The 19,191-nt window shown below is 66.4% G+C and carries 22 protein-coding genes; 10 read left to right on the top strand and 12 right to left on the bottom strand.

The genetic code is table 11. From position 1 onward, the window contains the following. The first annotated feature begins 11 nt into the window (after positions 1 to 11). A complete protein-coding gene (locus J0F76_RS01595) occupies positions 12 to 323 on the top strand; it encodes an ETC complex I subunit (protein WP_207464994.1) in 312 nt (103 codons plus the stop codon). Positions 324 to 566: 243 nt separating this feature from the next. Here the strand turns inward: J0F76_RS01595 and J0F76_RS01590 are convergent, their stop codons facing one another. Both J0F76_RS01590 and J0F76_RS01585 read right to left on the bottom strand, forming a co-directional pair. After that, entirely contained in the window at positions 567 to 1,436 is an 870-nt protein-coding gene (locus tag J0F76_RS01590) for a glycosyltransferase family 2 protein (RefSeq protein WP_207464992.1), read from the bottom strand. Continuing rightward, positions 1,433 to 2,008 (bottom strand): hypothetical protein, encoded by a 576-nt coding sequence (locus J0F76_RS01585; protein ID WP_242689911.1) that lies wholly within the window; start codon positions 2,006 to 2,008, stop codon positions 1,433 to 1,435. Before J0F76_RS01585 ends, J0F76_RS01590 begins: the two co-directional genes overlap by 4 nt. Positions 2,009 to 2,116: 108 nt before the next feature. On the opposite strand from J0F76_RS01585, the gene infC reads away from it, so the two are divergent. The 7 genes from infC to minE all read left to right on the top strand — a co-directional run bounded on the left by infC (position 2,117) and on the right by minE (position 8,120). After that, a complete protein-coding gene (gene infC, locus J0F76_RS01580; protein WP_242689910.1) occupies positions 2,117 to 2,707 on the top strand; it encodes a translation initiation factor IF-3 in 591 nt (196 codons plus the stop codon). A gap of 266 nt (positions 2,708 to 2,973) precedes the next feature. Beyond that, positions 2,974 to 3,108: a hypothetical protein gene (locus J0F76_RS21130; RefSeq protein WP_278250392.1), complete on the top strand. Its 135-nt coding sequence runs from the start codon at positions 2,974 to 2,976 to the stop codon at positions 3,106 to 3,108. Positions 3,109 to 3,201: 93 nt separating this feature from the next. After that, the gene (locus tag J0F76_RS01575) at positions 3,202 to 5,052 is read left to right on the top strand and encodes an ABC-F family ATP-binding cassette domain-containing protein (protein ID WP_207464988.1); all 1,851 of its coding nucleotides are present in this window, start codon (positions 3,202 to 3,204) and stop codon (positions 5,050 to 5,052) included. 122 nt (positions 5,053 to 5,174) lie between these two features. Continuing rightward, positions 5,175 to 5,918: a MipA/OmpV family protein gene (locus J0F76_RS01570; RefSeq protein WP_207464986.1), complete on the top strand. Its 744-nt coding sequence runs from the start codon at positions 5,175 to 5,177 to the stop codon at positions 5,916 to 5,918. 365 nt (positions 5,919 to 6,283) lie between these two features. Continuing rightward, the gene (minC, locus tag J0F76_RS01565; RefSeq protein WP_207464984.1) at positions 6,284 to 7,000 is read left to right on the top strand and encodes a septum site-determining protein MinC; all 717 of its coding nucleotides are present in this window, start codon (positions 6,284 to 6,286) and stop codon (positions 6,998 to 7,000) included. Next, on the top strand, positions 6,997 to 7,848 hold the full coding sequence (gene minD / locus J0F76_RS01560) for a septum site-determining protein MinD (protein WP_207464982.1): 852 nt from the start codon (positions 6,997 to 6,999) through the stop codon (positions 7,846 to 7,848). Before minC ends, minD begins: the two co-directional genes overlap by 4 nt. After that, the gene (minE, locus tag J0F76_RS01555; RefSeq protein ID WP_207464980.1) at positions 7,845 to 8,120 is read left to right on the top strand and encodes a cell division topological specificity factor MinE; all 276 of its coding nucleotides are present in this window, start codon (positions 7,845 to 7,847) and stop codon (positions 8,118 to 8,120) included. The genes minD and minE overlap by 4 nt, the downstream gene beginning before the upstream one ends. A gap of 305 nt (positions 8,121 to 8,425) precedes the next feature. Here the strand turns inward: minE and J0F76_RS01550 are convergent, their stop codons facing one another. After that, entirely contained in the window at positions 8,426 to 8,743 is a 318-nt protein-coding gene (locus J0F76_RS01550) for a TM2 domain-containing protein (protein WP_242689909.1), read from the bottom strand. A 76-nt stretch (positions 8,744 to 8,819) separates the two neighbouring features. Beyond that, complete coding sequence (locus J0F76_RS01545) at positions 8,820 to 10,100, bottom strand: hypothetical protein (protein WP_207464976.1); 1,281 nt, start codon at positions 10,098 to 10,100, stop codon at positions 8,820 to 8,822. 147 nt (positions 10,101 to 10,247) lie between these two features. Between J0F76_RS01545 and pheT the strand changes: the two genes are divergently transcribed. After that, on the top strand, positions 10,248 to 12,635 hold the full coding sequence (gene pheT, locus J0F76_RS01540) for a phenylalanine--tRNA ligase subunit beta (RefSeq protein WP_207464974.1): 2,388 nt from the start codon (positions 10,248 to 10,250) through the stop codon (positions 12,633 to 12,635). Positions 12,636 to 12,695: 60 nt separating this feature from the next. Here pheT and J0F76_RS01535 read toward each other — a convergent pair whose 3' ends face one another. The 7 genes from J0F76_RS01535 to J0F76_RS01505 form a co-directional block, all read right to left on the bottom strand. Next, positions 12,696 to 12,959, bottom strand: a complete 264-nt coding sequence (locus tag J0F76_RS01535) for a ribbon-helix-helix domain-containing protein (RefSeq protein ID WP_242689908.1) — start codon at positions 12,957 to 12,959, stop codon at positions 12,696 to 12,698. Then, positions 12,919 to 13,110, bottom strand: coding sequence for a DUF4169 family protein (locus J0F76_RS01530; RefSeq protein WP_207464972.1), 192 nt, complete (start codon positions 13,108 to 13,110; stop codon positions 12,919 to 12,921). The genes J0F76_RS01535 and J0F76_RS01530 overlap by 41 nt, the downstream gene beginning before the upstream one ends. A 65-nt stretch (positions 13,111 to 13,175) precedes the next feature. Then, the gene (fumC, locus tag J0F76_RS01525) at positions 13,176 to 14,570 is read right to left on the bottom strand and encodes a class II fumarate hydratase (protein WP_207464970.1); all 1,395 of its coding nucleotides are present in this window, start codon (positions 14,568 to 14,570) and stop codon (positions 13,176 to 13,178) included. A gap of 80 nt (positions 14,571 to 14,650) precedes the next feature. Next, a complete protein-coding gene (locus J0F76_RS01520) occupies positions 14,651 to 15,541 on the bottom strand; it encodes a dihydrodipicolinate synthase family protein (RefSeq protein WP_207464968.1) in 891 nt (296 codons plus the stop codon). Between the two features lie 56 nt (positions 15,542 to 15,597). Next, positions 15,598 to 16,440 carry a transglutaminase-like domain-containing protein gene (locus J0F76_RS01515; RefSeq protein WP_207464966.1) on the bottom strand — a complete coding sequence of 281 codons (843 nt, stop codon included), beginning with the start codon at positions 16,438 to 16,440 and terminating at the stop codon, positions 15,598 to 15,600. Continuing rightward, on the bottom strand, positions 16,440 to 16,862 hold the full coding sequence (locus J0F76_RS01510; RefSeq protein ID WP_207464965.1) for an OsmC family protein: 423 nt from the start codon (positions 16,860 to 16,862) through the stop codon (positions 16,440 to 16,442). Before J0F76_RS01510 ends, J0F76_RS01515 begins: the two co-directional genes overlap by 1 nt. Before the next feature lie 76 nt (positions 16,863 to 16,938). After that, positions 16,939 to 18,096 (bottom strand): deoxyguanosinetriphosphate triphosphohydrolase, encoded by a 1,158-nt coding sequence (locus J0F76_RS01505; protein ID WP_207464963.1) that lies wholly within the window; start codon positions 18,094 to 18,096, stop codon positions 16,939 to 16,941. 76 nt (positions 18,097 to 18,172) lie between these two features. Here J0F76_RS01505 and J0F76_RS01500 point away from each other — a divergent pair, with 76 nt between their 5' ends. Continuing rightward, positions 18,173 to 18,496 carry a HesB/IscA family protein gene (locus J0F76_RS01500; RefSeq protein ID WP_207464960.1) on the top strand — a complete coding sequence of 108 codons (324 nt, stop codon included), beginning with the start codon at positions 18,173 to 18,175 and terminating at the stop codon, positions 18,494 to 18,496. A 24-nt stretch (positions 18,497 to 18,520) separates the two neighbouring features. Here J0F76_RS01500 and J0F76_RS01495 read toward each other — a convergent pair whose 3' ends face one another. Next, entirely contained in the window at positions 18,521 to 19,159 is a 639-nt protein-coding gene (locus J0F76_RS01495) for a hypothetical protein (RefSeq protein WP_207464958.1), read from the bottom strand. Between the last annotated feature and the right edge of the window lie 32 nt (positions 19,160 to 19,191).

The raw sequence follows: 19,191 nt of genomic DNA, 5'->3' as shown, positions 1-19,191 counted from the left end.
AGGTAGCCCTCATGCGCGTTCGCATCTATCAACCCTCTCGCAATGCCATGCAGTCCGGCAGCGCGCGGACCAAGGCGTGGGTTCTGGAATTTCCGCCCGCCGACCCGCGCGAGGTTGATCCGCTGATGGGTTGGACCAGCACCAAGGACACGCAAAGCCAGGTCCGACTGCGGTTCGATACCCAGAAGCAGGCCGAGGACTACGCGCGCGAGCATGGGCTGGACTACATCGTCCAGCCGCCCCACGGTCGTGCTGCCAATGTCCGGCCCCGTGGCTATGGCGAGAACTTTGCCACCGACCGCAGGGCACCCTGGACCCACTGACCCTGTGTTTCCCGGCGAACTTGCCGTCGGCGGCGGCGCGTTCGTCCGGGTTGAGGGAAAAGCCGGGTCCGACTGTCGATGTCTCTGGCGACTTCCTCGCCCTTGGTAAGGGGACACCTTTGCAGGTCGGCGGCTGACGTCGGTTCGTCACGTGCCCTTTTGGCCCCGACGCTCGGTGCGTCGCAGGGACTGCCTTCCCGAAGGCGCGCTACGCTGCGACCTAGGCCAAGGTGCGCCGGCCGGCTAGAACCACTGGCCCGGTTCCATCAACCCCATGTCCAGGAACTGCTGGGCGCGCCATTGGAAGGGTTCCGAGCTTCTCCAGCGGAAATTGGAGATGGCCTCGCGTGACCCGGGGTTGGTTGCCAGTGCCTTGGCGGCCCGGAACGACGCGATCGTGGCCGTGAGATTGTGGTGCCAAGGGCAGGAGTAGGTATTGTATTCCTGAATGTTGAAGCGATGTTCCGTGTCGATCCTCAGGTCGGGCGCGGCGCGGAAAAGGGCGATGCGGTCGATCTTGCGGCGGGCGACGGGAAAATGCTCCTCGAAGCGCCAGCGCAGTCCGCCGTGAAGGTTCAGCTGGCGTTCAAGCGCGTTGCCCTGCCCATCATTGCGGCTGAGCGCGAAATAGCCTGACCTGTCGAACATCGCGTCCGAGAGGTTGACGGCGTCCGGGTCGCGATCGAGGTCAGGCGAATAAAGGTCGATGACATAGGACAGCATCGCATCGCGCCGTTCCTCGGTGTGGAAGGCCAGAAGCTCGCCGACCGTGCGGGTTTCCGAGAAGGGGAAGAACAGGAACTCGGCATTGTAGCAGTAATACAGCCAGGTTCCGGAGGGCACGGCCTGGATGACGGCATTGACCGCGCCCTGGTGGGCGTGCGGATCATGCATGTTCCACCGAAGGTTCGTGACGCGCGGCGAAAGCTGCTCGGGCAGCCGGATGGGCCTGGACGACAGCGCAAGGATGTGGCGGAAGCCGATGCGGAGGTGGTGTTGCAGGGTTTCCAGCACGACCGCGTCATCCTCGATCAGGATGATGGCGATGGGACCGCGCTTCAGCGCCAAGGGGCGCGATCGCAGGAATTCGCGCAGCGAGCCGAAGGCCGTCACGGCATGACGGCCTTGACCTGATCCAGCGCCTGGCGAAGCAGGTCGGGATTGCTGCCCGCCGTCTCGATCAGGCGCCTCAGCGTTGCCTTTTGCGTGTCGCTGATGGCGGCGCCGTCGATGATCCGGTCGACCTGCGCGGCATCGAAGCCCTCCGGCGTCAGGACCGTCTGGATTTGGGTGGCGGCAGCGGCGGCGCTGGCAGCCTGGTCGGTCGCTTGGGCCGCATCGCTGGCCGCCTCCGCCGCGTCCTCGGCGGCTTCGGCGGGCGCCTCGGGCGATACTGCTGCCTCGGCGGCGCGATCCGCGGCGGCAAGAGCTGCCTCGGCAGCGGCTTCTGCCTCGGCGGCGGCATCGCTGACCGGGGAAACGTCGGCCTCCTCGGATGCCTGCGCGGCCTCGGCGGCGACATCGGCGGCAATCGCCGCGGCATCGGCGGCCGCGTCGGCCGCAGCCTCGGTCGCCTGCTCGACAGGCGCCTCGACGACGACGGCATCCGGCTGGCGGTCCTGCCAGACCCACCATGCCCCGAAACCGACGGCCAGAATCACGAGCAGGGCAAGAAGAAGGCGCATGGGGGCGGTTCCTTGAAAGATTGCCCTGACGATATGACACAGGCGAAAGTTCTGGAAAAGGCGCCCAAGGCCACAGATACGCGGCAAAATCGGTTGAATCAGGCCGCTTTGACGCTTATTTTCCGTCCATTCCGATTTGGCCATCCAAGGAGCATCGCCATAGCCCGTCGACCGCATAACGCACCGCCCACCCGCGACACCGGACCCCGCGTCAACGAACGCATCCGCGTGTCGGAAATTCGCCTGATCGGCCCTGACGGAGAGAATGTCGGCGTCGTGCCGCCGTCGGTCGGTTTGCAGATGGCGCAGGACGCCGGGCTGGATCTGGTCGAAATCTCGCCGAACGCGACCCCGCCGGTCTGCAAGGTCATGGACCTCGGCAAGTTCAAGTACGAACAGCAGAAGCGCGAGGCCGAGGCCCGCAAGAAGCAGAAGATCATCGAGATCAAGGAAATCAAGTTCCGTCCGGGAACCGACACCCATGACTATGATGTGAAGATGCGTTCGGTCATGAAGTTCCTGGGGGAAGGCGACAAGGTCAAGGTGACGCTGCGCTTCCGGGGCCGCGAGATGGCGCACCAGGATCTGGGGCTGGAACTGCTGAACCGCGTCAAGGACGACGTGGGCGAGGCGGGCAAGATCGAATCCATGCCCAAGCTGGAAGGCCGGCAGATGGTCATGATGATCGCGCCCCGATAGGACGATCCCTCCGCATGAGAAGGGCCGCGCCGGCAAATACCGCGCGGCCTTTTTCATGTCGGCCGCTGGAAAGAACGCCGGACGCTGGACGCCTGGGCCGCGCGCCGGGTATCAAGGATCGCTTTCGCCTGAAACTTCTGCTGCCCAGGGTTGTTGTCGCAGGAGCATCTGACACGGAGTGCGCAATGGTCCAGGAACCCAAACCCAGTCGCGGTATGCCTCGTTCGCTTCTTTATGCCCTCATCCCCGTCGGATTCCTTATCTTGGTGGCTTTCATGGTGCTGTCGGGGCGCGACACATCCGAGACGGCGACCGAGGCCGCTGTCGAGGCCGACAACACCGTGCCCCAGCCTGTCGAGGAGGCGGCAGGGACACAGGCCCCGGCGGAACCGGCCAACTGACCGGCCCGCCCGCCGCCCCGGCGATCCGCCCGGGCAGCGCGTGGAAAACCGTCGCCGCTTGACGCGCTGCCCCGCATCGGCCATGCCGCCACCATGCTGCGTATCGACGACATCTCGTATTCCATCCAGGGCCGCCCCTTGTTCGAGGGGGCCTCTGCCACCATTCCCGAAGGCTACAAGGTCGGCCTTGTCGGCCCGAACGGCGCGGGCAAGACCACGCTGTTCCGCCTGATCCGGGGCGAACTGTCGCTGGATGGCGGAGAGATCGGCCTGCCATCCCGCGCCCGCATCGGTGGCGTCGCGCAGGAATCGGCTGCGACCGATACCTCGGTGCTGGACACCGTGCTTGCCGCCGACGTGGAGCGCGCGGCCCTGCTGGCGGAAAGCCACACCGCCACCGACGCGCATCGCATCGCCGAAATCCAGACCCGGCTGGCCGATATCGACGCCTGGTCGGCCGAGGCGCGGGCTGCCTCGATCCTGGACGGGTTGGGTTTCTCGACCGCGGACCAGGCGCGACCCACTGCCGACTTTTCCGGCGGCTGGCGGATGCGGGTGGCGCTGGCGGGGGTGCTGTTCGCGCAGCCCGACGTGCTGCTGCTGGACGAGCCGACCAACTACCTGGACCTGGAAGGCGCGCTGTGGCTGGAAACCTATCTGGCGCGCTATCCGCACACCGTCATCATCATCAGTCACGACCGCGACCTGCTGAACCGCGCCGTGGGCCATATCCTGCATCTCGAACAGCGCAAGCTGACGCTCTACACCGGCGGCTATGACGATTTCGCGCGGATGCGGGCGGAAAAGCGCGCGCTGCAGGCGGCCGAGGCGCGCAAGCAGGCCGACCGGCGCGCGCATCTGCAAAGCTTCGTGGACCGCTTCCGCGCCAAGGCATCCAAGGCCCGGCAGGCGCAGGCCCGCATCAAGATGCTGGCCAAGATGGACCCGATCACCGCGCCCGAGGAGGCGAAGTTCCACCGCTTCGGCTTTCCCCAGCCCGAGGAACTGTCGCCGCCGATCATCGCGATGGAGGGCGTCAGCGTCGGCTATGACGGGCGCCCGGTGCTGCGCAAGCTGTCGCTGCGCATCGACCAGGATGATCGGATCGCGCTGTTGGGGCGGAACGGGCAGGGCAAGTCCACGCTGTCCAAGCTTCTGGCGGACCGGCTGTCCGCCCTGGAAGGCAAGGTCACGCGGTCGTCCAAGCTGCGCATCGGCTATTTCGCGCAGCATCAGGTGGACGAGCTGGACCTGGCCGAGACGCCGCTGGCCCATGTCCGCCGCCTGCGTCCGGACGAAGCGCAGGCCCGGCTGCGCGCCCGGCTGGCGGGCTTCGGGTTGATGGAGGCGCAGGCCGAAACGAAGGTGGGACAATTGTCGGGCGGGCAGAAGGCGCGGCTGTCGCTGCTGCTGGCAACCATCGACGCGCCGCACCTGCTGATCCTCGACGAGCCGACCAACCACCTGGACATCGAATCCCGCGAAGCACTGACCGAGGCGTTGAACGACTATACCGGGGCCGTGGTGCTGGTCAGCCATGACATGCACCTGCTGGGGCTGGTGGCCGACAGGCTGTGGCTGGTCAAGGACGGCGCCGTCGCCCCTTACGAAGGCGACCTGGACGACTATCGCCGCTTCCTGCTGTCTGGCGACGAACCCAAGGCAAAGCCCGCCGACGAGCCGAAGCCCGCCCCGAAACGCGCGCCCCGCGACGAGGTGCTGGCCCTGCGTGCCGAGGTCCGCCGGGCCGAGGAGCGGGTCCAGAAGTTGACCGAAATGCTGGAAAAGCTGGACGTCAAGCTGGCCGACCCCGCGCTCTACAATGATCCGCACGAAGCCAAGCGGTGGAGCAGCAAGCGCGCCGAGGCCGTGCAGGCCATGGGCCGGGCCGAGGATATCTGGATGAATGCGTTGGAAAATCTGGATATTGCCGAACGGGGATAGCTGTTGCGCAAATGTGCCTCCCGGGGGATGATGATCGACGAGCGGCGCGCGGCGCCTTGTGCGGCGTAACGATTCGAGACTAGGACGGATCAATCCCGCCGACCCCCCTGAAGGATACGACGATGAAGACCATGCTGGCCCTTGCCATCCTTGCCGCATCTGCTGCCACAGGTGCGGCCGCGCAGGATTTTGGCTTTGAAGGCCGCGAATTCTCGGTCGATCTGGGGGTCGGCGTGGATGTCAATCCGGACTATCCCGGGTCCGACGATTCCCAGGCGGGCCCTTGGCTGATCTGGAAGAACGCCGGTTTCGGCCGGCCGGGAACCAATGAAAGCGAGGGCTTCGCGATTTCGCCGTCCTTCGGCGCGGTGGGCGAACGCAACGCCGACGACAATGACGACCTGGCGGGGATGGAAGACATCGACAACGCCTATGAACTGGGTCTGAAGGTCAGCTATGGCGCCGGTCCTGTCAGGGCGTTCGGGTCGGTCCGCAAGGGCTTTGACGGCCACGAGGGCCTGACAGGGGAAATCGGCGCCACGTATCGCACCGACCTGTCGGACCGGGTGTCGCTGTGGTCGGGCCTGTCGCTGGGTTACGGCAACGGCGACTACAACGATACCTATTTCGGCGTAGACGCGGCAGAGGCCATTCCGGGCCGCCCGGCCTATGACATCGGCGGCGGCTTCAACAAGGCCTCGATCACCTTCGAGGCGCGCTATGCCCTGACCGACACCCTCGCCGTCCTGGGCGAGGTCGAGTACGGCAAGCTGATCGGCGATGCGGCGGATTCCCCTGTCGTGCAGGACGAATACCAGCCCTCGCTGCGGCTGGGCATCGTGCGGAAGTTCTCGTTCGGGTTCTGACGCCGGATCGACGCCAAGGGGCCGTGGCAATTTCCACGGCCTTTTTCATTCCCCTTCCCAGGTTCTTCTGCCTTGAGTTGCCACTACCACGGCCCCGGCGACGCCGTCGCGGGCAGGGCCCGTGTCGGTCTTTGGCCGAAAGGCCGTGGCAGCTCGGCGCGGATGGAATTTACGTCCCGGGCATGGTCGCCGGCCTTTACAAGTTGGCAGGTTCCTGCTGAAGACGCGAAGGGCTTCTTTCGTCCGGCCGTCGGTCGTGAGAAAGGGTTCTTCAACAAGAGCGGCGCGATCCGAATCGCGATCCGCCACAGAGCAGGAGCAGTTTCGAGGTGTCAGATCGATACGCCCGAACCCGGCGTGCGCCCATGTCGGCCAAGGTGGCCGCTTTCCAGGTGCGCGGCCGCTTCCTGACAGTGCTGGCGCTTCGCATCGATACCGAACGCGCGGACGATTCCTTCTATACCCAGCTTGACGAACAGCTGAGCAAGACGCCGCAATTCTTTTCGGGCGCCCCGGTGGTTCTGGACTTTGCCAATGCCCCTGCCTTCGCGGACGATCCCGTCCGCCTTGGCGAACTGGTGGACAACCTTCGCCGGCGCGAACTGCGGGTGTTCGGCATCCAGAACGCCGCAGGCCGCGATCCGGCCGCGCTGCAGGCCCTGGGCCTTGTTCCGGTAAGCACGGGGCGCGACGCTCCGCTGCCGCGCGAAGCCGCGCCTGCGCCTGCCGCCGTTGCGGCCGCGCCAACCCCGGTCGAGAACAAGGTGATCCGCTCTCCCGTCCGTTCGGGGCAGAGGATCGTGGCCGAACATGGCGACCTGACGGTGATCGGCTCGGTCGCGTCGGGGGCCGAACTGGTCGCTTCGGGCAACATCCACGTCTATGGTCCCCTTCGCGGCCGCGCCATCGCCGGCTGCCACGGCGACGAGAACGCGCATATCTTCTGCCAAAGCCTGAATGCCGAACTTGTGGCCATCGCGGGCCTTTACCAGACCAGCGAGATGCTGGAAGACGCCGCCCGCCAACGCTGCACCCACATTTACCTGGAGGACGAGAAACTTCGCATGGAGGTGATCGCATGACAACGGAACCCAAGAAAAATCCGCCGCTCGGGCGGGTCATCGTGATCACCTCGGGCAAGGGGGGCGTGGGCAAGACGACCTCGGCCGCGGCGATCTCGGCGGGGCTTGCCAAGCAGGGCTTCAGGACGGTCGTGATCGACTTCGACGTGGGGCTGCGCAACCTGGACATGATCATGGGCTGCGAGCGGCGCGTGGTCTTCGACTTCATCAACGTCATCCAGGGCGACGCGAAGCTGAAGCAGGCGCTGATCAAGGACAAGCGGCTGGACACGCTGTCGATCCTGCCCACCTCGCAGACCCGCGACAAGGACGCCCTGACCAAGGAGGGCGTCGAGACGATCCTCAAGGAACTGAAGGCCGAGTTCGACTATATCGTCTGCGACAGCCCGGCGGGGATCGAGCGCGGCGCCCAGATGGCGATGTATTTCGCCGACGAGGCCGTGGTCGTCACCAACCCCGAGGTGTCCTCGGTCCGTGACAGCGACCGCGTGCTGGGCCTGCTGAGCAGCCAGACCAAGCGGGCCGAGACCGAGGGTGCCGAGCCCATCAAGGCCCAAGTCCTGCTGACGCGCTATGACCAGGAGCGCGTGGATAAGGGCGAGATGATGACGGTCGAGGACGTGCTGGAAATCCTGGCGGTGCCGCTGCTGGGCGTGGTTCCCGAAAGCAAGGCCGTGCTGAAGGCGTCCAACGTCGGCACGCCGGTCGTTCTGGACGAACCCTCGGCCGCCTCTCGTGCCTATGAGGATGCGGTGACGCGCCTGACCGGGACCGTGGTCGAGATGCGCATCCCGGGCGAACGTCGCCCCGGCCTGTTCCAGCGGCTTTTCGGGCGAGCAGCGTCATGAGCCTGTTCAGCTTCGTTCGCAAGCCGCGTCCCGCCAAGACCGCGCAGACGGCCAAGGACCGCCTGCAGATCCTCCTCGCGCACGAGCGCAGCACCAGTGGCTCTGCCGAGGCCGACTACCTGCCGATGCTGCAGCGCGACATCATCGCGGCGATCCGCAAGCACGTCCCGATCGGAGAGCAGGACGTCGAGGTCCGCATGGAGCGCGGCGACCAGATGTCGAGCCTGGAGATCAACATCGACCTGCCGGGCGCGGCATCGAAGGCAGGCTGACCACATCGGTTGTCCGGGTGGTCGCAAGAGACCACGCCCTCGTCGCCGACAACGGCGGCGGGGGCAGGCCGGCAGGCAGGGCATGGCAGACAGGTTTGCCTGCGTGTCGCCGTTGGCACCGCGGCAAAGTCCTGCCGGTCCGGGTTGGCGGCCTGTTCGCAGGGACGGTGGCGCTTGCCTGACGGCGGCCTGCCGCGACGCTGCCCAGCCAAGCCTGACCGGCTTTTTGCGGCAGCGAGGCCAGGACGGCCCTTACTTGCCGACGACCGCTGGCCCGGCTGAAAGCGCAGCCCCCGCCATGTCCGTTACCAGCGGCCCGCCATCAGCCGTTGCCGGATCACGGCCTGATCGTCGCGGACCATCCCCGGGATCAGGAACAGGTCGATGACCGCCCAGACCCAGACAATCGCCAGCGGTATCCAGCCCACCAGAAGCCACGCCGTAAGCCCGCCGACCACCGTCATGGCCAGCATCAGAAACCCGCTGACCCAGCGGCCCAGATACATCCGGTGGACGCCGAAGCCCCACAGCAGGATCGCCAGCAGGTAGGCGACCAGCTGGGACTTCGATTCGTTCGCGACACGCTGCTCGATCAGCAGTTGTTGCTGGACACTGTCCGACAAGGGCCTCTCCATCACGCGGGACGGATCATCCGTCCCCTTGCAGGTTAGATAGGGACCTTTGCCCCCGGCACAAGGATCACTCGGCCCGCAGGAAGCGCTCGATCATGAGGCCGATTGGACGGATGGGGCCAGCGGCCCCGTCGGCGCGGCTGACATCCACGACACCCAGGTGATAGCGCCCCGGCTGCAGAAGGACAGGCCCGACACGAGCATTGGTGCTGCCGTCCACGTCGTCGTTTTCGGCCTCCAGCGCGCCCGAGGCGGCGAACAGCACCAGCCGCGGATCGGCCCCCACAAGCGAGCCGTAGGCGCTGACGATCACCACCGTCGGCTGGTCTAGGTCAAATCCCAGCCATTGCGCGGTGCCGTCATGCAGGACCACTGTCTGCTTCTGCCGCGTCAGGTCCACGGACTGGACCGGATAGCTGCCATCCGCCGGCGGGTTCAGTTCTCCCTTGCGGTAGGCATTGCGCAGGAAGGTTTCGGGGTCCAGCTTTTCGGCGGTGATGGTCAGCTCGCCCGCCTCGCCGCTCAGGCTTGCGGCGCCGATGCAATAGTCGCCCGCGGCAAGCGTCGACACGAAGTCCAGCCGCGCGTTCAGGCCGTCGGCGTCGTCGTTTTCCCCGACAAGCACCCCTTGCGCGTCGAACAGCTTCAGGTAGGGGTCCAGTGTGGGGCTGGATGCGCGCAGCGTCACCGGCATGGGTTGCGACAGGCTGAAGCGGTAATAGCCGACCTGCGTGCCATCCTGCGTCGTGCTGACCGGCCCCTGCGCCAGCCGTTCGTCCATCGCACCCTCACCAAGGGCAGTCGCGGCCGTGTCGGGCGTGCAGGCGGCGATCTGGTTGCCGCTACCCGCGCTTTCGCTCTCCTCGTTGAGCAAGGCGGGCTGCTCGGGGCGCGATACTTGGACCGTGGCCGCCATGTCGCCGCCGCCCACCGACCGGACCGCGACGCAGTAGATGCCGGGCCCCACGGCAGTTTCCACCCGCGAATTCAGCGACACGGGCGTGTCGTCGTTTTCCGCGATGACATCGCCGTCCCCGGTCAGCAGAGAGATCGCCGGATCGCCGTTCTCGGTGCGCGCCTCGACCCTCAGCGACTGACGTTCCGCCGTGGCGCGAAAGGCCAGCACCGTGTCCCGACTTCCTGTAACCTGCACCTGCGCCGACAAGGCCGCCTGCGCGGCCGAGACGTCCTGTCCAGCCTCGTCCTGGGCCAGCCACTGCACCTGCGCCGCGCCGCAAGCCCCCGGGTCGGCAGGCGCCTCCTGCGCCAGGGCGGGCAGGCCATGCGACGCTACGATGGTCAGGGCGACAGGAAGGAAAAGGCGGTGCGGCGTCACGATGAACTCCATCTTGGGGCGGGTCGGGGGACTGTGGCACCCGATCGGGCGATAAACAATCATTGATCGGCGCGAAATCCGGCTTGATGCTTGACCATTGCGCGCATGAACGGTTCAAGACTGGCAAACGCCACGGGCGCGAAACCGGAAAGCCATGTCATGAAGTTCACCCTCTCCTGGCTCAAAGAGCATCTCGATACCACCGCCACCCTTGCCGAAATCACCGAGGCGCTGACCGACCTGGGCCTGGAGGTCGAGGATGTCCGTGACCCCGCCGCCAAGCTGCGGACGTTCACGCTGGCACGCGTGCTGCACGCGGAACAGCATCCCGACGCCGACCGGCTGCGTGTCTGCCGCGTGCTTACGGACGAGGGGGAAAAGCAGATCGTCTGCGGCGCCCCGAACGCTCGCGAGGGGATCACCGTGGTGCTGGCCAAGCCCGGCGACTATGTGCCCGGCATCGACGTGACGCTGGGCGTGGGCAAGATCCGCGGCATCGAAAGCCACGGCATGATGGCCTCCGAGCGCGAGCTGGAGTTGTCGGACGAACACAACGGCATCATCGAGCTTCCCTCGGGCGAGGTCGGGCAGCGCTTCGTGGACTGGCTGGCGCTGAATGCGCCGGACAAGGTGGACCCGATGATCCACATCAAGATCACGCCGAACCGTCCCGACGCGCTTGGCGTCCACGGCATCGCCCGCGATCTTGCCGCCCGGGGACTCGGGACGTTGAAACCGGTGTCGGGCATGGGGGTCGAGGGGGGCTTCGCCAGCCCTGTCGCGGTCACCATCGACCGGGCTGTCGCCGACAAGGCGCCTTTTTTCGCGGGTCGGGTGATCCGGGGTGTCAGGAACGGTCCCGCCCCCGAATGGCTGCAGCATCGGCTGCGCGCCATCGGCCTGCGCCCGATCAACACACTTGTCGATATCACCAATCTGTTCACCTATGATCTGAACAGACCGCTGCATGTCTTTGACATGGCGAAGGTTTTCGGCGACCTGCAAGTGCGTCCGGCAGCGGCGGGCGAACAGATCCTGGCCCTTGACGGCAAGACCTATGTCCTGCCGGAAGGCACGATGGTGATCGCCGACCAGAACGGCCCGGAGAGCATCGCCGGCATCATGGGTGGCGAACATTCCGGCTGTTCGGAACAGACTTCCGACGTGTTTCTCGAAAGCGCCTACTGGGACCCGATCGCCATTGCGACCGCCGGCCGTGCCCTGAAGATCAACAGCGACGCCCGCTACCGCTTCGAACGCGGTGTCGATCCGGCCTTCACCCGGCCGGGCCTGGAACTGGCCACGCGGATGATCCTCGATCTCTGCGGGGGTGAGCCGTCCGAGGTGGTCGAGGCCGGGGCAGTCCCCGACACGGCGCGGGCCTATCGGCTGGACACGGCGCGGACCGCCAGCCTTGTCGGTCTGGACATCCCGGCGGATGTGCAGCGCGCGACGCTGACGGCGCTGGGCTTCCGCATGGAAGGCGACATGGCGCATGTGCCGTCCTGGCGCCCCGACGTCCTGGGTGAGGCCGACCTGGTCGAGGAGATCGCCCGCATCGCCAGCCTGACCAAGCTGCAGGGCCTGCCCTTGCCGCGTCCGCGTCCCGGCGTGCCGAAGCCGGTGCTGACCCCGTTGCAGGTGCGGGAAAGGGCAGCGCGACGCCAGGCGGCTGCGCTTGGCTACAACGAATGCGTGACCTACAGCTTCATCGACCAAGCCTTCGCCGAATTGTTCGGCGGCGGCTCGGATGCCGTTCAGGTCGAGAACCCGATCAGCAGCGAGATGACGCATCTGCGCCCCGACCTGCTGCCGGGCCTGCTGGCCGCCGCCGCCCGCAACCAGGCGCGCGGCTTTGCCGACCTGGCCTTGTTCGAACTCGGCCCGATCTTTGCCGGTGGCGAGCCGGGCGAGCAGGCCACGCAGATTTCTGGCCTGATGGTCGGGAATACGGCGCCCCGCGATCCCTTCGGCAGCCGTCGCAAGGTCGATCTGTATGACGTCAAGGCGGATGCCGAGGCGGTGCTGGCGGCCATCGGCGTGCCCGCCAAGGTTCAGGTGAACCGCAAGCTGGACCCGTGGTGGCATCCGGGGCGGGCGGGCAACATCGCGCTCGGGCCGAACGTGCTGGCGACGTTCGGGGAAATCCATCCCCGCATCCTGCGCGCCTTCGACGTGAAGGGGCCGGCGGTCGCCTTCACCGTCCGCATTGCCAGCGTGCCCTTCCCGAAGACCCGCACGGCAACGCGTCCGGCAATGGCCATTTCGGAACTGCAGGCGGTCGAACGTGACTTCGCCTTCGTCGTGGACCCGCAGGTCGAGGCGCTGACCCTGGTGAATGCCGCCACCGGCGCCGACAAGGCCTTGATCGAAAGCGTGACTGTCTTCGACCAGTTCACCGGCCTTGAGGGCGGCAAGAAGTCCGTCGCCATCACCGCCCGGCTGCAGCCCCGCGACAAGACCCTGACGGATGCCGAAATAGACGCCGTCAGCCAGAAGATCATCGAGAAGGTGCAGAAGGCGACCGGAGGCACGCTGCGCGCCTGACGGCTCTTTGCCTTGGTGAAAGTATCCCACAGGGGGTCCGGGGGACGTGAAGTCCCCCGGCTATCGCCGCAATTCCGACACCACGAACAATCGCAGCGCCGTTGCCAGCCCCACCTCGGGCGGGCGGGCATGGTCGATCTTCCCGATCAGTTGCGCCCGCGTCATGCCGCGAGCCCTGGCGGCATCGGCCACGCCGCGCCAGAACGCATCCTCCAGCGAGACCGAGGTGCGGTGCCCGTCGATGGTGACCGACCGCTTCTGCGGCGGCGTCATGGGGGGCAGGTCAAGCATCGCCCGGGGCGTCGTCACGACGATGGGCCTCATGTGCCCGTCCGGCACGATCCGCTTCCGCCTGGCGCGCCTGACGCGAAGGCTTCGCCTCGCCGAACTTGGCTGCATTCGCATCGCCTGCGGCACGCCTGATGTCGCGGTCGCGCTGCTTGCGGGCCTGGCGCAGGTTGATGATCTTGGTCATGCGGCTCCGATGGAAAGGGGCGCGGGTATCATACCGCGCCCCCACCCGATCCGGTCAAGCGGCGATCAGCCCTTGGGACCGATCATGTCCTCGGGGCGGACCACGCGGTCGAAGGTCTCGCCGTCCACGAGGCCCAGGGCGATGGCTTCCTCGCGCAGGGTGGTGCCGTTCTTGTGGGCGGTCTTGGCGACCTTGGTGGCGTTGTCATAGCCGATGGTCGGCGCCAGCGCCGTCACCAGCATCAGCGATTCCTTCATCAGCTTGTCGATGCGGGCGACATTGGCCTGCGTGCCCGCCACCATGTTGTCGGTGAACGACCCCGCCGCATCGCCCAGAAGCTGCATCGACTGGATGACGTTGTAGGACATCATCGGGTTGTAGACGTTCAGTTCGAAATGCCCTTGCGATCCGGCGAAGCCCACGGCGGCATCGTTGCCCATCACGTGTGCGCAGACCATGGTCAGCGCCTCGGCCTGGGTCGGGTTGACCTTGCCCGGCATGATCGACGACCCCGGCTCGTTTTCCGGCAGGATCAGCTCGCCCAGACCCGAACGCGGACCCGATCCCAGCAGGCGCATGTCGTTGGCGATCTTGAACAAGGACGCCGCGACCGTCTTCAGCGCCCCCGAGAACATGACCATCGCGTCATGCGCGGCCAGGGCCTCGAACTTGTTCGGTGCGGTGACGAAGGGCAGGTCGGTGATCTTCGCGATCTCGGCCGCGATGGACGTGTCCCAGCCCTTCCTGGTGTTCAGCCCGGTGCCCACCGCCGTGCCGCCTTGCGCCAGTTCGTAGATGTCGCCCAGGCAGGCCTTGACCCGCTCGATCCCCTTGGCGACCTGGTGGGCATAGCCGCCGAATTCCTGGCCCAGCGTCAGCGGGGTCGCGTCCTGGGTATGGGTGCGGCCGATCTTGATGATGTCCTTGAATTCCTCGGACTTCGCGACCAGGGCCTTGTGCAGCTTTTCCAGGCCTGGGATCAGCGTGTCGCGCGCGACCATGCCGATGGCGACATGCATCGCCGTCGGGAAGGTGTCGTTCGAGGACTGGCCCATGTTCACGTGGTCGTTGGGGTGAACCGGCTTCTTGCTGCCCAGTTCGCCGCCCAGGATCTCGATGGCGCGGTTCGAGATGACCTCGTTGGCATTCATGTTCGACTGGGTTCCGGAACCCGTCTGCCAGACGACCAGCGGGAAGTTGTCGTCGAACTTGCCCTCGAAAACCTCGGTCGCGGCCTGTTCCATGGCCTTGCCGATGGAAGGGTCAAGATCGCCGTTGGCCTGGTTCACCCGCGCCGCGGCCAGCTTGATCGCGCCAAGTGCCCGGATGATCGCGACCGGCTGGCGTTCCCAGCCGATGGGGAAGTTCTGGATCGAACGCTGCGTCTGAGCGCCCCAGTATTTGCTGGCGTCAACCTCCAGCGGGCCGAAGCTGTCGGTCTCGGTGCGGGTCTTGGTCATCGGAAGGCTCCCTCGCGGTTTGGCGCGGTTCTAACGGGCATGGGACCGATAGGCAATCGGTATGCAACGGTATGCTATGACTAGATCGCCGTCAGCGCGTCCATTGCCCGGCGCAGGGCGTCGTCCTGGTCCTGCAAGGTCAGGATGGGACGCGGGGGCCGTGCGTCGGTCAGGCCAAGCAGATTCGCGGCACGGTGAACGGCGCGAAAGCTGCTGGACGTTCGAAACAGCGACCACATCGGCTGGAAGGCCGTCTCGATCCGCGCGGTCTCGGCCGCGTCGCCGGACTGCGCGGCCCGGACCAGGCGCAGCATCTCGGCGGGCCATGTGCCGCCCGCGACGCTGTAGAAGGCGTCCGCACCCGCCAGCATGGCGGCCGCGCATCCCCAGTCGGCGCTGTAGCCGACCGAGAACCCGTCGGGCAGCCGGGCACGAAGATCGGCAATCTCCCCCGTGAAGTTGCCGTCGGCAGGAAGCGGCATCTTGACCGCCCGGATTTGCGGGATGCCGGACACGCGGACGAGAAGATCGGTGGAAAAGGTGAAATGGGTCGTCGTCGGATTGTTGTAGATGCAGATCGGCAGGTCGCCCGCCTCGGCAATGGCGGCGTAATGGGCGAAAACCTCGTCATCGGTCAGCGGCGTATAGGACATGGGCGCGACCAGCAGCGCATCGGCGCCGGTTTCGCGGGCGTGACGCGCCAGCGACTGCGCGACATCGGTGCGCAGGGCGCCGACGCCCACGATGACGGGCACCCGTCCGCCGATCTCGGCCACCGTCACCTCGGTCACGACGCGGCGTTGCCCAGGTTCCAGATAGGCATAGCCGCCGGTGCTGCCCAGGACGCAGACCGAATCGACCCCGGCCTTTTCGGCGCGCTGCAGGATGGCGCGAAGGTCGGCGCAGCGGATCGTGCCGTCAGGATCGGCCGGGGTGATGGGAAAGGCCGACAGGCCGCGAAAGGGAAGCATGGCGTTCCTCGGATGGGCGCGGCCAGAAAGTCACGCCCCGGACGGAATGGCAAGCGTCAGCCGAACAGCATCCCGTCCAGTTCGTTGCCCTGCTCATCGACCGGATGGCACCAGACGCGAAAACCCGTCAGGGTATGGGGTCCGAAGGTGTTGATCAGCGGGACGTCGGCGGCATCCATGCCGCGCGCCACCACCACGCGGCCGATGCGCCGCTGGTTGTTGCGCGGATCGAAGGTCCACCACTTGCCGCCCAGGAAGACCTCGATCCAGGCGGCGAAGTCCATGGGGGCCGCGGCGCGGGGCACGCCGATGTCGCCCACATAGCCGTTGACGTAACGCGCCGGGATGTTCAGCGCCCGCAGATAGGCCAGCGTCAGGTGCGCGAAGTCGCGGCAGACCGCCACCCGGTCGTTGCGGGCGCTGGCGGCCGTGCGGAACTGCGATGCCAACTTGTAGTCGAAGACCAGGCTGCCGTTGACGTGGTCGACGATGTACTGGACACGGTTCCAGCCCGGCGCGACATGGCCGAACAGATTCCAAGCCTCGTCGCTGACTAGGTCCGTCTCGACATAGCGGGATGCGGTCAGGAAGCCCAGCACGTCGGTCGGCAGGGCTTCCACCGGCCATTCGCGGGCGTTGACGTCCGATTCGTCCCGCAAGCCGGGATCGTTGACGGTGATGTCGTCGAAAAGGGTGAAGCGGCCCGCCGGCGCCACCATGCGCCGGCAGATGTTGCCATAGCGATCGACATAGCTCTGGACCGGGACGGATGGCGTTGTCCGGAAATCCTCGGGGAAGACATAGTCGCGGTGACGCGCGGCTTCCGGGGTGGTGAGACTGATCAGGGGGGTTTCCTGAGCCGTCTCGATCGTCATCTCGTACCCGATCCGGATGCGCATCAGGCGACCGTCGCGTCCATGGTGACTTCGGCGTTCAGAAGCTTCGAGATAGGGCAGCCTTCCTTGGCCTTCCGCGCCAGATCCTCGATCTGCGCCTTGTCGCCGTCGCCCGAGATCCGCGTGACCAGATGCGCCTTGGTGACGGTAAATCCGTCGCCGTCCTTTTCCAGCGTGATCTTCGAGGTGGTCTGGATGTCGATGCCGCCGATGCCCGCCTGGGACAGCATGTTCGACAAGGCCATGCTGAAGCAGGCCGCGTGGGCTGCGCCGATCAGTTCCTCGGGGTTGGTGCCGGGTTCGTCGCCGAACCGGGTGTTGAAGCCATAGGCCAGATCCTTCAGCGCGCCCGACTGGGTCGAGACCGTGCCCTTGCCGTCCTTCAGTCCGCCCTGCCAGATGGCCGATCCGCTGCGTGTGAACATCGTCTGTTCCTCCATGCGTTGATGCTTCGACGTCCGAACGCGTGGGGCAAGCAGCGGTTCATGCCGGGCGCAAATATCAGCGACTGGGAAACAGCCGCTGGTGTTCCGCGATGGCAAAGCGGTCAGTCATGCCTGCGACGTAATCAAGAACGACACGGGCGCATTGGGTTTCGTCCCCCGCGGACCTGGCGACGCTGCACCAGTGATCCGGCATCTGGCCGGGATCGTGCAGGAACAACGGGAACAGGTCGTTCAGCATCGCCGTGACATTGCTGCGTTCGACGACGACCGAAGGCGCGCGATACATGCGCGTGAACAGGAAGGACTTGATCGCCTTGATGTTCTGGTAGAGCGGCTTGGAAAAGCGGATGATCGGTCCGTCCATGTCGCGGATTTCCTGTGCCGATTGCGGCTGCAAGCCTGCCAGGCGGTTCTGGGCCACGGCGATCACGTCCTCGACCATGACGCCGAAGACCCGGCGCAGCGCCTCGTAGCGGCGACGGGTGGGGTCGAGGCCGGGATACAGGCGGTCCACCTCGGCGAAGGCAGGGCCGACCACGGGCAGTTCGGCCAGTTCAGCTTCCGTGAACAGTTCGGCGCGAAGGCCATCATGCAGGTCATGGTGGTTGTAGGCCACGTCGTCGGCCACTGCCGCGACCTGCGCCTCGGCGCTGGCGTTGGTGTGCAGTTCCAGATCCCACTGGGCGTTCACCTCGGCCAGGGCATAGGGCAGGGGGCCGGTCACCGGGCCGTTGTGCTTGGCGATGCCCTCCAGCGCCTCCCATGTCAGGTTCAGCCCGTCGAAGTCGGCGTAATGCCGTTCCAGACGCGTGACGATGCGCAGGGCTTGGGCGTTGTGGTCGAAGCCGCCATAGGGTTCCATCAGGGCGGCAAGCGCATCCTCTCCGGTATGGCCGAAGGGGGGATGGCCCAGGTCGTGCGCCAGGGCCACGGTTTCGGCCAGATCCGTGTTCAGGCCAAGCGCGCCCGCGATGGTGCGGGCGACCTGCGCGACCTCGATGGTATGGGTCAGGCGGGTGCGGAAATAGTCGCCGCGATAGGCCTCTCCGTCATGTTCGACAAAGACCTGGGTCTTGTGCTTCAGGCGGCGGAAGGCGCTGGAGTGGATGATGCGGTCGCGGTCGCGCTGCCAGGGGCTGCGGAAGGTGGACATCCGTTCCAGGTGAAGCCGCCCGCGGCTGGCTTCGGGATGGCAGGCGTAAGATGCGATCACGGTGGCAGGGGCCTTCCTTGCAACAGGTGCCGTTGACCCTATATTCAGGGCTGGCCTTCGAAAACGGGAACGCCCCATGAACCTGCCGCCCAAAGTCACAGAACGCGCCTTTGCCCGCCTGGCCGAGATCAACGATTCGGGGGACGTCCGGCCCCTGCGCGTGGCGGTCTCTGGCGGGGGGTGTTCGGGCTTCCAGTACGACATCCGCTTGGACCGGGCCGAGTCGGACGATCTGGTTCTGGAAGGCGCAGGGCAGAAGGTGGTCGTGGACCCGGTCTCGCTGCCCTACCTGGCCGGGGCCACCATCGACTTTGCCGACGAACTGATCGGCGCGCGCTTCGTGATCGAGAACCCGAACGCCTCGTCCAGCTGCGGCTGCGGCACGTCCTTCTCGATCTAGCCGCCTTCGCCGCCGGGCTTCGATCTAGGGGCAGATCCGGCTGCGGGTGTCCAGTTCCGTCTCGATCTGGCGCAGGCCGGGGGTGGGCAGCCGGTTGAAGTCGTTGCGCGGGAAGGTGTCGAAGTCGTCGCGGAGATCCTCAAGGCCCGGCGCGGGCAAGATGTTCAGCCCCTCGCGGTCCTCGTCGCGCTTGACGATCTCGGTCGTGACGGTCAGGTCCTGGCAGATGTCCAGCGGATCGCGCGACGCAACCTTGATCCCCCCGTCGCCTTCGATCAGCCGGATGATATGGCCGCGCCTGCGCGCGATCCCCGCTTCGAACCCGAGGGGGCGGTCAAGGCTGATCCATCCTGTTTCCGGTCCGAACAACTCGTCCTCGCCCTGCCAGTCACGGCCATGGGCGAAGCTGATGTCCCATGAGCCGGGCGGCACCAGCAGCCGAAAGGGCTCTCCGCCATGGATGTATCCGGCCACCACCCGGCTGTCGGTGTCGGGTTTCCGAAGGAAGATGGCATAGTCCTGCCCCGGCATGGTCGTGACCACAAGCGGCAGGGTCGCGGGCAGGCCGCTGCGGTTCCACAGCAGACCCGCGCCCGGCCGTTCCTCGGCCGCGGCAGGCAGGGCAAGGGCGATCATCACCAGCAGGGCGAACAGGGGCGGCATGGCAGGATGGTAGCGGCTTGACGCCCCGTTGC

Source organism: Paracoccus fontiphilus, from assembly GCF_017356265.1.
Taxonomy (GTDB): domain Bacteria; phylum Pseudomonadota; class Alphaproteobacteria; order Rhodobacterales; family Rhodobacteraceae; genus Paracoccus; species Paracoccus fontiphilus.
This window is presented reverse-complemented; position numbering and strand designations above follow the sequence as displayed.

Excerpts from the sequence above, each read along its gene's own strand:
- minE (WP_207464980.1), top strand. The coding sequence starts at position 7,845 with ATGAGCCTGTTCAGCTTCGTTCGCAAGCCGCGTCCCGCCAAGACCGCG.
- pheT (WP_207464974.1), top strand. The coding sequence starts at position 10,248 with ATGAAGTTCACCCTCTCCTGGCTCAAAGAGCATCTCGATACCACCGCC.
- J0F76_RS01545 (WP_207464976.1), bottom strand. The coding sequence starts at position 10,100 with ATGGAGTTCATCGTGACGCCGCACCGCCTTTTCCTTCCTGTCGCCCTG.
- J0F76_RS01575 (WP_207464988.1), top strand. The coding sequence starts at position 3,202 with ATGCTGCGTATCGACGACATCTCGTATTCCATCCAGGGCCGCCCCTTG.
- J0F76_RS01515 (WP_207464966.1), bottom strand. The coding sequence starts at position 16,440 with ATGCGCATCCGGATCGGGTACGAGATGACGATCGAGACGGCTCAGGAA.
- J0F76_RS01495 (WP_207464958.1), bottom strand. The coding sequence starts at position 19,159 with ATGCCGCCCCTGTTCGCCCTGCTGGTGATGATCGCCCTTGCCCTGCCT.
- J0F76_RS01500 (WP_207464960.1), top strand. The coding sequence starts at position 18,173 with ATGAACCTGCCGCCCAAAGTCACAGAACGCGCCTTTGCCCGCCTGGCC.
- J0F76_RS01585 (WP_242689911.1), bottom strand. The coding sequence starts at position 2,008 with ATGCGCCTTCTTCTTGCCCTGCTCGTGATTCTGGCCGTCGGTTTCGGG.
- fumC (WP_207464970.1), bottom strand. The coding sequence starts at position 14,570 with ATGACCAAGACCCGCACCGAGACCGACAGCTTCGGCCCGCTGGAGGTT.
- J0F76_RS01535 (WP_242689908.1), bottom strand. The coding sequence starts at position 12,959 with ATGAGGCCCATCGTCGTGACGACGCCCCGGGCGATGCTTGACCTGCCC.
- J0F76_RS01530 (WP_207464972.1), bottom strand. The coding sequence starts at position 13,110 with ATGACCAAGATCATCAACCTGCGCCAGGCCCGCAAGCAGCGCGACCGC.
- J0F76_RS01520 (WP_207464968.1), bottom strand. The coding sequence starts at position 15,541 with ATGCTTCCCTTTCGCGGCCTGTCGGCCTTTCCCATCACCCCGGCCGAT.
- J0F76_RS01570 (WP_207464986.1), top strand. The coding sequence starts at position 5,175 with ATGAAGACCATGCTGGCCCTTGCCATCCTTGCCGCATCTGCTGCCACA.
- J0F76_RS01510 (WP_207464965.1), bottom strand. The coding sequence starts at position 16,862 with ATGTTCACACGCAGCGGATCGGCCATCTGGCAGGGCGGACTGAAGGAC.
- minC (WP_207464984.1), top strand. The coding sequence starts at position 6,284 with ATGTCGGCCAAGGTGGCCGCTTTCCAGGTGCGCGGCCGCTTCCTGACA.
- minD (WP_207464982.1), top strand. The coding sequence starts at position 6,997 with ATGACAACGGAACCCAAGAAAAATCCGCCGCTCGGGCGGGTCATCGTG.
- J0F76_RS01595 (WP_207464994.1), top strand. The coding sequence starts at position 12 with ATGCGCGTTCGCATCTATCAACCCTCTCGCAATGCCATGCAGTCCGGC.